General features: G+C 66.8%; 12 protein-coding genes. 8 read left to right on the forward strand and 4 right to left on the reverse strand.

Annotated elements, in window-relative coordinates:
* Nucleotides 1-103: 103 nt before the first annotated feature.
* On the reverse strand, nt 104-355 hold the full coding sequence (locus tag ACIQ7H_RS20140; protein ID WP_395794911.1) for a hypothetical protein: 252 nt from the start codon (nt 353-355) through the stop codon (nt 104-106).
* Nucleotides 356-479: 124 nt separating this feature from the next.
* Here ACIQ7H_RS20140 and ACIQ7H_RS20145 point away from each other — a divergent pair, with 124 nt between their 5' ends.
* Nucleotides 480-1,328, forward strand: coding sequence for a hypothetical protein (locus ACIQ7H_RS20145; RefSeq protein ID WP_395794913.1), 849 nt, complete (start codon nt 480-482; stop codon nt 1,326-1,328).
* A gap of 276 nt (nt 1,329-1,604) precedes the next feature.
* On the opposite strand, the gene ACIQ7H_RS20150 is transcribed toward ACIQ7H_RS20145, so the two are convergent.
* Together ACIQ7H_RS20150 and ACIQ7H_RS20155 are read right to left on the reverse strand one after the other, a co-directional pair.
* Nucleotides 1,605-2,009 carry a c-type cytochrome gene (locus ACIQ7H_RS20150; protein ID WP_395794915.1) on the reverse strand — a complete coding sequence of 135 codons (405 nt, stop codon included), beginning with the start codon at nt 2,007-2,009 and terminating at the stop codon, nt 1,605-1,607.
* A gap of 54 nt (nt 2,010-2,063) precedes the next feature.
* Complete coding sequence (locus tag ACIQ7H_RS20155) at nt 2,064-3,404, reverse strand: ferric reductase-like transmembrane domain-containing protein (protein WP_395794917.1); 1,341 nt, start codon at nt 3,402-3,404, stop codon at nt 2,064-2,066.
* 129 nt (nt 3,405-3,533) lie between these two features.
* Between ACIQ7H_RS20155 and ACIQ7H_RS20160 the strand changes: the two genes are divergently transcribed.
* A complete protein-coding gene (locus tag ACIQ7H_RS20160; protein ID WP_395794919.1) occupies nt 3,534-4,463 on the forward strand; it encodes a DmsE family decaheme c-type cytochrome in 930 nt (309 codons plus the stop codon).
* Nucleotides 4,464-4,473: 10 nt separating this feature from the next.
* Nucleotides 4,474-6,702, forward strand: a complete 2,229-nt coding sequence (locus ACIQ7H_RS20165; protein WP_395794921.1) for an MtrB/PioB family decaheme-associated outer membrane protein — start codon at nt 4,474-4,476, stop codon at nt 6,700-6,702.
* 36 nt (nt 6,703-6,738) lie between these two features.
* Here ACIQ7H_RS20165 and ACIQ7H_RS20170 read toward each other — a convergent pair whose 3' ends face one another.
* A complete protein-coding gene (locus ACIQ7H_RS20170; RefSeq protein WP_395794923.1) occupies nt 6,739-7,620 on the reverse strand; it encodes a pseudouridine synthase in 882 nt (293 codons plus the stop codon).
* Nucleotides 7,621-7,833: 213 nt separating this feature from the next.
* Here ACIQ7H_RS20170 and ACIQ7H_RS20175 point away from each other — a divergent pair, with 213 nt between their 5' ends.
* The 5 genes from ACIQ7H_RS20175 to ACIQ7H_RS20195 all read left to right on the forward strand — a co-directional run bounded on the left by ACIQ7H_RS20175 (nt 7,834) and on the right by ACIQ7H_RS20195 (nt 14,651).
* Nucleotides 7,834-9,648, forward strand: a complete 1,815-nt coding sequence (locus tag ACIQ7H_RS20175; protein WP_395794925.1) for an ABCB family ABC transporter ATP-binding protein/permease — start codon at nt 7,834-7,836, stop codon at nt 9,646-9,648.
* A 70-nt stretch (nt 9,649-9,718) separates the two neighbouring features.
* Nucleotides 9,719-12,229, forward strand: coding sequence for an RND family transporter (locus tag ACIQ7H_RS20180; protein WP_395794927.1), 2,511 nt, complete (start codon nt 9,719-9,721; stop codon nt 12,227-12,229).
* The gene (locus tag ACIQ7H_RS20185; protein WP_395794929.1) at nt 12,226-13,035 is read left to right on the forward strand and encodes an outer membrane lipoprotein-sorting protein; all 810 of its coding nucleotides are present in this window, start codon (nt 12,226-12,228) and stop codon (nt 13,033-13,035) included. The genes ACIQ7H_RS20180 and ACIQ7H_RS20185 overlap by 4 nt, the downstream gene beginning before the upstream one ends.
* A 35-nt stretch (nt 13,036-13,070) precedes the next feature.
* Nucleotides 13,071-14,312 (forward strand): hypothetical protein, encoded by a 1,242-nt coding sequence (locus ACIQ7H_RS20190; protein WP_395794931.1) that lies wholly within the window; start codon nt 13,071-13,073, stop codon nt 14,310-14,312.
* Between the two features lie 156 nt (nt 14,313-14,468).
* Nucleotides 14,469-14,651, forward strand: coding sequence for a hypothetical protein (locus ACIQ7H_RS20195; RefSeq protein ID WP_395794933.1), 183 nt, complete (start codon nt 14,469-14,471; stop codon nt 14,649-14,651).
* Nucleotides 14,652-14,712 lie beyond the last annotated feature (61 nt).

Below are 14,712 nucleotides of genomic sequence, written 5' to 3' on the forward strand. Positions count from 1 at the left end.
CATCGTGACCCTGCCCAGTGAACTCGGAAGCAACGAGATCGCAAGCATGAGCGAATCCGCCACTCAGGAGAACGAATGACAGCTATCTGGTGAACAGGCTGTCTCAAAGGGGTTGACGCGTTCCGATGCGGGTGCGGGCGCTGTCGAGGACTTCGCCAATGCGACTGCCCACAGCGCCGAGCTCCAGCTGTACACGTTCGCTCAGGTTGCGGCGACGCGCATCGAGCGTGCTCAGGGTCTTCAGGCCGTTGCGGCGGGCGATCGCCACCACACCCAAACCGGCCAACACCAGATCGCGGGCGGACAGCAGGCTGGGCGCCGGCTGATTGTGACGACGGGCTTTGATCTGCTTCATGCGCTTGCTCCTGTGATGACGGTCGTCGGCTGACGCCCGCGGCACCGCATCGGCGCCGCCGCGCATGCTAGGTTTGTGCGATAGAACAAACACACTACGCGCACTGCGCATCGGGAGGATTCGGATGGCCAAGACCAAAGCGTGGGCGGAATTTCCGCACGACAGCAAGCCCTTCGACTACACCGGCGCCAAGCTGGAAAAAGCTTGGGCCAAGCTGCACGCAGGCGACTGCGAGCCCTTCCCTGATGACGCGGACGTCGCCGGCAGCGTCAAGGCCGCCAAGCTTTCAGTTGATGCGGCCGACGCCGCGGCCACCCTGCAGGAAGCCTGGCGCGCCTTTCACTCGGGCGATTTTCAACAAGCATTCGAACTGGGCGAGTCGCTCGGCGTGCTGGGCGCCTCGGTCGCGGTGAAGGCCGGTGGCATTCACGGCAGCCATCTGCTGGATTCCGACGCGGCCAAGCTCAAGCGCTACGAGCAGTTGGTAGCCCTTGCCGAAGTGGCTGCGCAGGCCCTGCCGAAGCGCGCCAACAGCCACTTCCGGCGCGCGTTCGCAATCGGTCGCTACAGCCAGAGCATCTCGATCGCCAAGGCCCTGACCCAGGGACTGGCGGGCAAGGTCAAGGAAAGCCTTGACGCCACACTGAAGCTCGCTCCCAAGCATGCCGAGGCGCACACCGCACTGGGCCTGTACCACGCCGAGATCATCAACAAGGTCGGCAGCATGCTCGGCGGCCTGACCTATGGCGCCAAAGCCGCCACCGGTGAAAAGCACCTGGCCACCGCGATCGAGCTGACGCCCGACTCGCCAATCGCCCACATCGAGTACGGCAACGGCCTGATGCTGCTGTACGGCGACAAGCGCGAGGATGACGCAGCCGCGGCCTACGAGCGCGCGGGCAAGCTCAAGCCGAAGGATGCCATGGAGAAGCTCGACGCCGAGTTCGCACGCAGCCAGATCGAGGACGATTGAACAGGCTTCGAGGAAGCAAAAATCAGCGCCGCGCAGTGGGAGGCTCCGCTGTCACCACGCTCGGGCACGATCGTCGCCCAACCAACGCGAGTGACGCCCGGACTTCGACCGAAGCCGGACGGCTCGGTGCGCCGCAGGGTAGATGAGCGCAGCGCATCTACCCGCGGGTCCGCAGGATGCAGCCACACTCAAAGAAGCCAACGATGCGCGCGTGACCCGCGCCCATCGACTTCGACCACAGAAAACCGCCCGGTTCCCACCGGCACTACACGGCCGCTACTTCAACGAAGCGAGATACGCGACCATCGCCTGCAGGTCTTCCTGCGGCAGTTCGGCATAGGGGCGCTTGGCATTGATGGCGCGCGGTGCGAGGTCGTCCCGCACGGCCTCGTCGGCGGTGGCGAAGTGCAGGATCTCCGTCGCGGACAGGCGGGCGCCGACTCCATCCAGCGGGCTGCGCGGGCTGCCTTCGCCGGCGATCGAGTGACAGCGCAGGCAATCATTCGCCAGCACCACTTCACGACCGCGGGTGAGCAGCGCGGCGTCGGCGCCATCCGCGCCCATCGTCAAGGCCAGCACGGGGCCGGCGGGTGGGTTCTGCACGGCGGCGAAAGCGGCAGACAGCAGCACGACCATCAGACCGGTGAAGGCGGCGATTCGGCGGGCCCAGAGTTCTCGCATGGTGTATCTCCTGGCGATGGCGGGAAGCGTTGTAGTGGATGGCGTTGAGAAGGATCAGGCGAGATCGAAGATCTCGGAGTGCAGGCGCGACAGCGGTACACCCAGGCTTTCGAGGCTTCGCTCGGACAGACGAATCATCGGTTCGGGACCGCACACGAAACAGTGCAGGCGATCGCGCTGACCAGGAAGGTGGCGGTTCAAAACCTCGGCGGTGATGAAGCCACGTTCGCCGACCCAGCCCTCGGGCGGATCGCCCAGTACGTGCACCAGTTTGAGCGACAAGACCTGCTGCAGGGCTTCGAGCTCTTCGCGAAACACGATGCGATCGAAAGTTCGGTTGCCATAGAACAGCCACAGCGGACGCTGCTCGCCCTGATCTGCAAGCCAGCGCAACAGACTTATCACCGGTGCGATGCCGACGCCGCCGGCAATAAAGACCAAGCCAGGCGCGTCCTCGTGGCCCTCCACGCCGAAGTTGCCGTAGGGGCCGTCCACCCAAGCGCGCTCGCCAGGCTGGATCTGGCTGATCGTGCGGGTGAAGTCGCCGAGCTCCTTGATGGTGAACTCGAGCCGGCCTGGCCGGCTGGGGCTGGACGCGATCGAGAACGGGTGTTCGCGCATGCCGAAGGGTGTGGCGCGCAGGCTGAGCCAGACGAACTGTCCGGCGCGATAGTCGAAGCCGCGACTTTCTTCGGGTTCCAGCGCAAGCGTCCAGCTGCGCCCGCGCTCGGGCCGAACCTCGATGACCTTCCAAGGCCGGCGCATCAGGGCCACGGGCCTGAGCAGGCGCACGTAAAGCACCAGGCCCAGCCAGAACGCGCCGAGCGCAATCCACAGCGCGTACTTCCACTCGACTTCGAGATAGCTGCCCGAGCCCAGCACGTGGACGAACGAGGCGACCAGGCCGAGCACGGCCAGCACCACGTGCACGCGGCGCCAGCGGTCGTACTCAAGGCGCAACCGCTTGCGCCACAGCGAGCTGGCCACCAATACGAGGAAGGCGAACAGCGCGACCCAGCCGGCACTCATGTAAAGGGGTGCGGCAGTGAAATCGATCCGCCCCACCGTCGCCGGAAAGCGCAGCAGCAGGATCAGCGCGTGCGCGACCAGCAGCGCAACCGCGATCGATGCCAGATAGCGGTGGAAGTAATAGATGAGATCAATACCGAAGGGTGCCGTCGCGCGCCGAAAGCGCGCGGTCAGCGCGAACTGCAGGCCCATCATGGCCAGCGAGGCATAGCCCAGCGCCAGCGCGAAATCCCACCAGAAGCCGCCCGGCCGAGGGCGCTCACCCAGCAACAGCAGGCCCAGCGGCGCGATCACCAGCGTGACGTAGACGCACAGCCAGAACGCGCCGCGCAGCGGGAGTGCCGTCGGCTGACCGCGATGCCTCATGCCTCTCTCCATTGCGAAGGGCCACCATGAGGATGCCTACATCGGCAGCAGTGCTTCTGATCTGGATCAAACCCAGCCGCGCTCCCTGTGTCTACGCTCGACCAGTGATCAGTGCACGGGAGAGCATCCATGCGTCCGTTCGAGGCTCGGCCACTCGGTCCTCTCTGGGTGAAGCTCATCGCCACGCTGTGGTTGGCTGTAGTCGGAGTCAGCGCGCACGCTCAACTGCCCGAGTCGGCGGACAACTGCCTTGCCTGTCACGACGATCCGCAGCTCAACGCCGTGCTGCACGGGCCGCATGCAGTGCTCTCGGACTCGCGCAACCGCTTCGCTGAGCAGGGCTGCGGCAGCTGCCACGGCGCCAGCGAGGAACACATGCGGCGACCACCGCGCGGTGAGCCGCGGGCGGCTACCGATATCCGCTTCGTCAAAGGCGAAGGCGGCGGCGCGGGAGATGCGGTGTGTCTCGATTGCCACCACGGCAATGCCTTGCACTGGACTGCCAGCGCCCATGCCGACGCAGGGCTGGCCTGTGTCGACTGCCATCGTCTGCACACGCTCGACGATCCCATGTCGAGCGCAGAAGCCGAGGTCGAACACTGCGCGAGCTGCCATCGCAAGGAGCATGCCGAATTCATGAAGGTCTCGGCGCATCCGCTGGACGCCGGTCGCATGCAGTGCAGCGACTGCCACGCCGCGCACGGCAGCGCCACGCCGGCCGCACTGACCCGACCGACGATCAACGAAACCTGCCACGAATGCCATGCCGAGATGCGCGGGCCCTTTCTGTGGGAGCACCCACCGGCACGCGAGGACTGCATGAGCTGCCACACGCCGCACGGCTCTGCGCACGGCGCCCTGCTCAAGCAGCGCACGCCCTTCCTGTGCCAGCAGTGCCATCTGGCGCAGTTCCATCCCAGCACGGCGCTGTCAGGCACCGGCCTGTCAGGCAGTAGCCTGCCCTCGGGTTCGACCTCGCTGATGGGCCAGGACTGTCTCAACTGCCATCAGCAGGTGCACGGCAGCAATCACCCGTCCGGCGTCGGCGCCACCCGCTAGGAGAACGACCATGCGCAGCACGTTCGCTCCCCTGCCGTTCGCGATTGCACTCGGTCTTGGCCTCAGTGGCGCCTGGTCTGCACAGGCCGACGACGCGGACGCCACCGCGTGGATGCCTGTCGACAGCGGCTGCCACAGCGTGGTGTTGACCGCGGCGCTCGCAAGCGATGATCCCTTCCGCCGCGGCGATTTGGCCGGTCGCCGCCAGAACGCGGGCACGCTCGGTCTGCTCGATCTGCTGCTGTGCAAACCGCAGTCACCAGAGTCGTCGCGCTTCTGGCGCGTCGAAGCGCACGACGCAGGTGGCCCGAAGCCGCGCGTTGCGGCGACCGTCGGCGAAGCCGGCCGCTGGCGCATCGAAGCCGAAAGCGCGCGGCTTTCCGATGGAATCGAACGGGTGAGTACGCCGCTGCGAGGCGACGGTCGCGGTCAGTTCGGCCTGCCTCAGGGCTGGGTGCCCGGCGCCACCACGGCGGCCATGCGCGAGCTGCTGCCCAGCCTGATTCCGGTCGAACTCGAACGCCGACGCGGCCACGCCGCAGTGCGCGGCAGCGCGGTCCTGGGCCCACACTGGCAGCTTGATGCACGCTATCGCGAAGTGCAGCAGTCGGGCCTGCGTCGCTTCGCTGCCGTCACCGGCAACACCGGTGGCAATTCGCGTTCGATCCTGCTGGCGGCTCCGCTGGATCAGCGCACGCGCACGGCTGATCTTGGCCTGCTGCACGCCGGGCCACGCCTGCAGCTGCGAACCGGCTTCTACCTCGCGCACTTCGACAACGCCATCGACGCTTTGGGTTGGCAGACGCCGTTCGCGCAGGTCGCCGGCTGGGCTGCGGGCTCAGGCTCGCCCGCGGTCAATCGCGCACAGCCAGCGCCTGACAACCGCTTTCATCAGCTGAGCTTGGCCGCAGGCTATGCGATCTCGCCCAGCCTTCGCCTCAATGCCGATCTCGCGCTCGGGCAGATGCGTCAGAACCAGAGCTTTCTGGACTACAGCGCTGCGCCTCAACTGCTGGCCGCGCTGTCGGTGCCATTGCCGCGAGCGGATCTCGGCGGCCGCATTGACAGCCGCATGCTGAGCCTGCGGCTCGCACAGCGCTCACTGAGCGCGCTGCGCTGGGACGCGCGCCTGCGCGTCGACGATCGCGACAACCGTACGCCAGTGAACGAGTACATCTACATCAGCGGTGACTCCGAACTGCAGAATGCGGCTGCCAACAGCGCGCGAAGGCGGTTCAACCTCGCGCCCGGCTCCCGCGACAGCCTGTATGCACTCGGCGCCGGCTGGCATCCCGATCGCAGCTTCGGTGTCGACGCCGAACTTGCGCACCAGTCCATCGAGCGCACCACATCAGCACGCAGCGACAGCCGCGAGCAGCGGCTCACGCTCAAGCTTCGGCATCGCGCCTCGGACCGCTTCGACTACGGCTTGACGCTCGGCGGCGTGAATCGCGAGGGCTCGACTTATCTCGGCAGCCGCGACTTTGTCGATGCACACAGCCCCGAGTACGTGGCGAGCGTGCCCGGCGCCTTCGAGAATCTGCCGGGGCTGCGTCAGTACCACCTGGCAGATCGCCGGCGTCACCAGATCGGCGGCTTCGCCAGCCTGCAGCTGGGCGAGCGCAGCCAGTGGAACCTCAACCTCGGCGAGCTGCGCGATGACTATCGCGCGTCCGAGTTCGGCCTGACCGACAGCCGCATCCGCCATGTGCAGCTGGATCTCTCGCAGGGGCTGCCGGGAAACGTGTGGCTGCATGCCTTCGCCGGCCGCGAGTGGCTGGATGCCGCGCAACGTGGACGCGCGTTCCAGGGCGGAGCGAACCGCCTGAACCAGGCCAACGACCCCAACCGCAACTGGGCGGTAGACCATTCCGATCGGGTCGACAGCTTGGGCCTGGGCCTGTCGCATCGTGCGCCAGGCTCACGCCTGCGCCTGCGCGCCGACGCCAGCCTGAGCGATGCAGACGGCGTCCTCGAAGTGCGCACCGGCAGCGCGCTCACCAGCGCGCCCTTGCCCGATACCCGCGCCCGCCTGCTGCGTGCGGATCTCGGTCTCGACTACGCCCTGCGCGAAGGCCTGGAGCTGGGCTTGCACTTCCGCCTGGAGCGCTTCGACGGCGCCGACTTTGCGCAGGACGACACGGCGCCCAACACGCTGGCGAATGTGATCCTGCTGGGCGACGAAAGCCCGGACTATCGGGCGCGGGCCTGGCTGCTGCGGCTGCTGTATCGGTTCTGAGCCAGCGAGGGTTTGCTCTGCCGAGTCGGGCTGAACCTACAGACCGGCCGGTGCCGAGCCCGAAGCAGCAAAGGACAGCGCCAGCTGCGAGGCAAAGCTGCGTGGCAGGCCACTCAGCGGATCGATGAAACTCAGCCCCTGCGCCAGCAGCTGCAGCGGCCGCGCTGGATCATCGGGGGCATCGCCCAGCAGCTCGGGATACCAGCGGTCGTGCAACAGTGGCGCGCCCAAGCCGGCCATCTGCACGCGTAGCTGATGCATGCGGCCGCTGTGCGGGTACAGCGCATAGGTCCAGGTCTCTGAATCGCGCGCGACCACCTCGATCCGGGTGAAGGCGTTGGCTTCGCCGTCGATCTCGACCATCGGAAATCCCGACGGCGCGCGCTCGATCCGGCTGGCGTGCTCATACGGAAACGTCAGCGCCGGCAGTGCTGGCGCGCGCGCCAGATAGCGTTTGAGCACTCGACGCTCGCGGAACAGCGCCTGGTAGGCATCGCGGGTGTCTGGTCGGCGCGAGAACAACATCAGGCCAGCGGTTTCGCGATCGATCCGGTGCAGCGGCACCAGCTGCGGGTTGTCGGTTTCGGCCCGCAAGCGCGCGAGCAGAGTCTGTGTGCGGTAACGGCCGGCCGGTAGCACCGGCAGAAAATGCGGCTTGTCGACCACCAGCAGATCCTCATCGGCGTACAGGATCGCATGCGCATACGGAATCACCGGCTCATCGTCCGCCCTGCTGTACCAGACCGTCGACCCACGCGGCATCAGCACCTGCGCACCCAGCGGCGCACCGTTCGCATCGCGCACCTCATCGCCCGCACACCTCGCCTCCCATAGCGCCCGCGGCAAGGTCGGATAGCGCCGGCACAGCGCTTCGATCAAGGGCAGCGGTTCTGGGTTGGCGAGTGAGGCTTTGGGCATGAGTCGGTCGGGATTCGGAATTCGGGAGGCAGGGTTCGACTGGCGATGCAAGGTCGAACGACGCGCGTTGTAGGCAGGTTAGGCCAACACCCTGCACCACGACACCCTTCCTACCTTCGGCAATCCCGAATCCCGAATCCCGGATCCCGGATCCCGGATCCCGAATCTCCAAGCACCGTTGCCAAACCCAGTCCCCGCCCTCACCCTTGCGCGATGACCACGCCATCAACTGCCGCCACGCCCGCGGCCAGCAGCGGCCGCACCACGCGCGCCGTTGTGTCGACTCTGCTGCCTTTCCTCAAGCCCTATCGCGGCCGCATCGCGCTGGCGCTCAGCTGTCTCGTCGCCGCCAAACTGGCCGGGCTGACGGTGCCGATGATTCTGAAGAACCTGGTCGACGGGCTGAATCTGCCGGCCGATGCCTCCAGCCTCGCCCTGGTGCTGCCGGTTGGCCTGCTGCTGGCCTATGGCGGGGCGCGGCTGTCGGAGCGCGTGTTCACCGAGCTGCGCCAGATCGTGTTCGCCCGGGTGATGGCGCGCAGCGCGCGCACCGTGATGCTGAAGGTGTTCCGGCATCTCCATGCGCTGAGCCTGCGCTTTCATCTGAATCGCAAGACCGGCGGCGTCAGCCGCGACGTCGAGCGCGGCGGCAGTTCGGTGTCCGACCTGCTCGACTGGACCCTCTACACCATCTTCCCGACCATTCTCGAAGTCGCTCTGGTCACGACCGTGCTGGTCGTCCTCTACGACACCGGCTTCGCGATCATCACCGGCATCACCCTGGTCACCTACATCGTGTGGACGATCAAGGTCACAGAGTGGCGCACCCAGTACTACCGCGCCTCGGTTGACGCCGACACCGCTGCCAGCGCCTCGGCGGTGGATTCGCTGCTCAACTACGAGACGGTCAAATACTTCAACAACGAGGAACACGAAGCCCAGCGCTTCGACGCCAGCCTGCGCATCAAGGAAGAAGCGGAAGTACTCAGCTACAAGACGCTCGCGGTGCTCAACATCGGCCAGAACGCGATCGTCTCGCTGGGCGTCACCGCGCTGATGTGGCGCGCGGCCTCGGGCGTGGTGGCGGGCGAGCTCACCGTCGGCGATCTTGTTCTGGTCAATGCCTATCTGCTGCAGCTGGCAGCGCCATTGAACTTTCTCGGCATGATGTATCGCGAGGTCAAGCAGGCGCTGACCAATATCGAGAAGCTGTGGGGCCTGCTGGAGGAAGACCGCGAGGTGCAGGACCGCCCTGACGCGACCGCACTGCAGACGCTGCGGCCGGTGGTCGAGTTCGATCAGGTTCACTTCGCCTACGACGAACGCCGCGAGATCCTGCACGGCATCAGCTTCCGAATTCCAGCGGGCGGCACGGTGGCCGTGGTCGGCCATTCCGGCAGCGGCAAGAGCACGCTCGCGCGGCTGCTGTACCGCTTCTACGACGTGGGCGAAGGCAGCATCCGCATCGACGGCGCCGACATCCGCGACTACACCCAGGACAGCCTGCGCGCGGCCACCGGTATCGTTCCGCAGGATACGGTTCTGTTCAACGACTCGATCCGCTACAACATCCGCTACGGCCGGGTCGGTGCCAGTGATGAGCAGGTCGAGGACGCCGCCCGCGCCGCGCATATCCACGACTTCATCGCCGCACTTCCCGAGGGCTATGACAGCCCGGTCGGCGAGCGTGGCCTGAAGCTCAGTGGCGGTGAGAAGCAGCGCGTGGCGATCGCCCGCGCGCTACTGAAGAATCCGGCCATCCTGATCTTCGACGAGGCGACCTCGGCGCTGGATTCAAAATCCGAACGCGCGATCCAGGCCGAGCTCGATCGCATCCAGCAGGGCCGCACCACCCTCGTCATCGCGCACCGGCTGTCGACGATCATGAATGCCGACCAGATCCTGGTGATGGACGCCGGCCACATCATCGAGCGCGGCACCCATGCCGAGCTGCTGGCTTTGAACGGCCACTACGCGCAGATGTGGCGGCTGCAGCAGCGGGAGCAACTGAAGGCAGTGGACGCATAAACAGCGACAGGCGGCAGCGGTCCAACGCTGCGGCTACACTCGCGCCCTTTCCGCCCGACACGACCGTCCCATGTTGACCACCATGCGTGCGCTATGGCGCGCCTCCATCCACCACCCCTGGCGGGTGTTCCTGCTGTGCGCGTTGATCAGCGTCGTGGCCCTGCTGCAGTTCCCACAGGTGCGGATCGATACCGATCCCGAGAACATGCTGCCGGCCGATCAGCCCGAGCGCGTGTTCCACAACGCGGTGAAGCAGCGCTTCGCCCTGCACGATGCGATCGTGGTCGGCGTGGTGGCAAGCGGCGACAGCCTCTACAGCGTGCGCTCGCTGACCGCGCTGCACGCGTTGAGCGCTGCGGTGCAGAAGCTCGACGGCGTGATCGCGATCGATCAGATGTCGCTGGCCGAAGTCGACAACGTCACCCAGGCCGGGCCGGGCACCCTGCGTTTCGAGTGGCTGATGCGCGCGCCGCCGGCCGATGCTGCTGCGGCGCAGGCGATCCGCGCCGCGGTCGAACGGCTGCCGCTGGCCTGGGGCACGCTGGCCTCGGAGGATGGCCGTGCCGCCGCGCTGTACGTGCCGATCATCGACAAGAACCTCAGCCACCGCATCGCCGGCGAGATCCGCCAGCTGATCGCCACGCTGGACACCGATGACCGCTTCCACATCACCGGCTTGCCGGTGGCCGAGGACACCTTCGGCTACGAGATGTTCGTGCAGATGGCGATCTGCGCGCCGCTGGCCGGGCTGGTGATCTTCCTGCTGATGTGGGGCTTCTTCCGCAGCGCGCTGTTCGTGACCGGGCCGATGCTGGTGGCGATGGGCAGCGTGATCGTGACCATGGGCGCGCTGATCGGCATGGGCTTCTCCGTGCACATCATGAGTTCGATGATCGCGATCTTCCTGATGCCGATCGCGGTGGTCGATGCCATCCACATCCAGTCGGATTTCGCCGAGCGCTATCGCCCCGGCATGGACGCAGGCGAGGTGATGGACGCCGTGCTGGACGAACTGTTCCGGCCGATGCTGTTCACCACCTTGACCTCGGCGGTCGGCTTCGCCTCGCTGCTGCTGACGCCGATTCCGCCGGTGCAGATCTTCGGTGCTTTCGTCGCCTTCGGCATCCTGCTCGCCTTCGTGCTGACCATGACCCTGCTGCCGGCCTTCGTCGCCCGCCTGCCGGGCTCGGCGCTGGCCACACTGGCGCGCACCGACACCCGTGCCAGCCGCCTGTATGCGCCGCTGGCGAGAATCCACGCGCTGTCGCAGCGCCAGCGCCCTTTGATCCTGCTGATCGCACTCGCTGCGGCGGTGGTGAGCGCCCTCGGCATCGGCCGGATCGAGGTCAATGACAACCCGGTGCGCTGGTTCAAGGCCAGCCATGAGATCCGCGTGGCCGATCGTGAGCTCAACGCGCATTTCGCCGGCACCTACGATGCCTATCTGGTGCTGGAGCAGAACAGCGCGGCCGTGCGTGCCGGCGTGGTCGACGACTGGCGCGCCCTGCCCGCCTCGCCACTGCGTGATCGCGTGCTGGGTGCAGTCGAAGCCGAACCCGCGCTGGATCGCGCCCTGCGGGCGGCGCAGGAGATCGTCGATGGCGCCGAGGACTTCGCGGAAGCCGAAGCCTGGACCACGCGGATCGAAAACGCTCAGCGCCAGCTGGCGCTGTTCCAGCAGCCCGAGGTGCTGCGCGAAGTCGAGGCCCTGCAGCGCGCGCTGGACGGCTCCGGCCTGGTCGGCAAAAGCAATGCGCTGACCGACATCGTCAAGACCGTCTACCGCGAGCTGCGCGGCGGCGACCTCGCCGAGCAGCGCATTCCCGATTCGCAGGCGGGCGTCGCGCAGACCCTGCTGCAGTTCCAGTCCTCGCACCGGCCGCAGGATCTCTGGCACTTCACCACCCCCGACTACAGCAGCGCGGTGGTGTGGCTGCAGCTGAAGAGCGGCGACAACCAGGACATGCGCCGGGTCGAGGACTTCGTCGCCGAGTATCTGACCGCACATCCGCTGCCCGCGGGGCTGACCGCGCGCTGGGCCGGCAAGGCGCATCTGAACGGCGTGTGGCAGGCCGAGATGGTGCACGGCATGGCCTGGAGCCTGGCCGGTGCGTGGGTGGCCGTGCTGCTGATGATGGTGCTGCTGTTCCGCAGCCTGCCGCTGGGCCTGCTGGCGATGCTGCCCCTGACCCTGTCGATCGGCGTGCTGTACGGCCTGATCGGCTGGCTGGGCAAGGACTACGACATGCCGATCGCAGTGCTGTCGGCGCTGGCCCTGGGCCTGGCGGTCGACTTCGCCATCCACTTCATCGAGCGTGCGCGCGGCCTCTACCGTGAGCTCGGCGATGTCGATGCCACCCTGGCCGCGCTGTTCCGCGAGCCGGCACTGGCGATCAGCCGCAATGCGATCGTGATCGCGGTCGGCTTCACTCCGCTGCTGTTCGCGCCGCTGGTGCCCTACATCACCGTCGGCTGGCTGCTGGCCGGGATCATGGCGCTGTCGGCCTTGGTAACCTTGTTCCTTCTGGCCGCGCTGTTGGGCGCCGGCAATGGTTGGCTGCTGCGGAGAGTGATGCGATGAGACTGAACATTCCGACCGGTTGCGCTGCACTGGTGCTCGCGCTGGCCACAGGAGCGCCCGGCGTCGACGCACGCGAGATCGACACGCGCGCCGAGGAGATAGTCGCCCGCGCCCAGCAGGCCGCGCGCTATGCCGGCGACGACGGCCGCAGCCTGGCGCGGATGCTGATCACCGACAGCCGCGGCCAACAGCAGCAGCGCGTGTTCACCCTGCTGCGGCGCGATATCGAAGACGGCGGCGATCAGGATTTCCTGGTGGTGTTTTCGCGCCCGGCCGATGTGCGCGGCACCGCCCTGCTGGTCAACAAGAAGACCACGCGCGACGACGACCGCTGGCTGTACCTGCCGGCGCTGGACCTGGAGAAGCGCATCTCCGCCGGCGACAAGCGCACCAGCTTCGTCGGCTCGGACTTCTTCTACGAGGACATCAGCGGCCGTAACCCGGCGCTGGACTGGCACGACCTGATCAGCGAGGGCGCCGATGAAATCGTGATCCGCTGCGAGCCGAAAGAGCCCGGCTCGGTCGAGTTCGCGTACTCGCATGCGGTCATCCACCCCGACACCTTCCTGCCGATCCGCGCCGAGTACTTCGACGCCGAAGGCAGCCTGATCCGCAAGATCGAAACCCTTGAAGTCGCCGATGTGCAGGGCCACCCGACCGTGCTGCGCAGCCAGGTCAGCGACCTGCGCAGCGGTAGCAGCACCGTGCTGGAAATGCGCAACCCGCAGTACGACATCGGCCTCGACGATCAGGCCTTCGGCACCGGTGCCTTGCGCAACCCGCCGCAGCAGTGGCTGAAGCCGTGACGGCAGCTGCAAACGCGGCCCGCCGACCGTGGCGTTTGTCCGTAGCAGTCGGCCTCGTGCTGCTGAATGCGGCCGGCGGGGCGGCAGCTCAGGACGACGACTGGGACGACTGGGGCGCCGAATCCGCGACCCAGTGGAGCGGCTATCTCGAGAGCGCCTACAGCACGCGGCTGAGTGCTGATCCGCGCTTCGATTCACGCGCGACGCGCGCCGAGCTGAAGGGCCAGGTCGAGGTCAGCCACGCGCTCGATCGGCTGCAGCTGAGCGGCAAGCTCGATGTGCACGCCGATGCGGTCGAGGACGGCCTTTGGGTGGACGTGCGCGAAGCTCTGGCAACACTGCCGCTGGGTGCACGCGCGAACCTGAAACTGGGTCGACAGGTGCTGTCCTGGGGCACCGGAGACCTGTTGTTCATCAACGATCGTTTTCCCAAGGACTTCGTCACTCCGCTGGCCGGCGGCGAGGATTTCTACTTCAAGGCGCCGTCGAACAGCGCGCGGCTGGCGCTGAGCGCGCCGCTGTTCAACATCGACCTCGCCTACACGCCGCGCTTCGCTGCGGATCGCTACATCGACGGCGAGCGGCTCGGCTTCTTCGATTCGCGCAGCGGCCAGCGCGTCGGCGGCAGCGATCTGATCGACGCGCGCGAGCCCAAAGCCTCGCTCGGCAACGGCGAATGGGGCCTGCGCCTGCACCGCACCCGCGAAGGCATTGAGTACGCCGCCTACCTGTATCGTGGCTTCGACAAACAGCCGCTGGGCGCCGATGCGCTGGGTCGGCCGAGCCACTTCCAGCGCGACAGCGCGGGCTTCAGCATTCGCGCGCCGCTGGCGGGCGGGATCGGCTCATTCGAGACCGGGCGCGAGTGGTCCGGCGCTGAACTTGCCCAAGTCGCCGCGCGGGTTCCGCACAAAACCTCCGCGATGCTCGGCTTCGAGAAGGAATGGCTGCCGAAACTCACGCTCGGCCTGCAGCTCTACGCAGAACAGCACGCCCGCGAACCCGGCAACGCCTCGCCGCTGAATGGCGAAGAGCGCCAGCTGGTCTCTCTGCGCATCAGCCGCCAGGCCCTGCGCGATCGCCTGAACCTCAGCGCCATCGCCTTCCACTCGCCCAACCAGCACGACCGCTGGCTGCGTGTGACCTTGAGCCACCGCCTGAGCGACCAATGGCTGCTCGGCGCCAGCGCCAACGTCTTCGGCGGGCGCATCGACCGCTTCTTCGGCCAGCTTGAAGACGACAGCAATGCGGGGGTTTGGGTGCGGCGGCAGTTCTAGCGCCGCGTGCGCGCACTCCGAGGCCCGGGCCGCGACACTCCACGCCCTATTCGAAACTCAAAGGCGCGAGTGCCTGACGATATCGGGCAGCTGGATGCGAGCGTCGCAACTGAACTCGTCTAACAGCTGATTGAGGTACTCGTAGTTCAGATCCGAGTGGCTGCAGCCGAAGTTGAGCAGGAACTCGGCCAGCATCAGCAGTGCAGGATCGGCGCCGGAGAGCTGCAGCTCATCGCGGCGATCGAAGCTTCCCGGCGCGAAATCGAACTCGTCGCTGCGGAACGCGTCAACCCCTTTGAGACAGCCTGTTCACCAGATAGCTGTCATTCGTTCTCCTGAGTGGCGGATTCGCTCATGCTTGCGATCTCGTTGCTTCCGAGTTCACTGGGCAGGGTCACGA

Origin of the sequence: Aquimonas sp., from assembly GCF_044377145.1 — a bacterium.
In the GTDB taxonomy this organism is placed as follows: Bacteria; Pseudomonadota; Gammaproteobacteria; order Xanthomonadales; family Xanthomonadaceae; genus Aquimonas.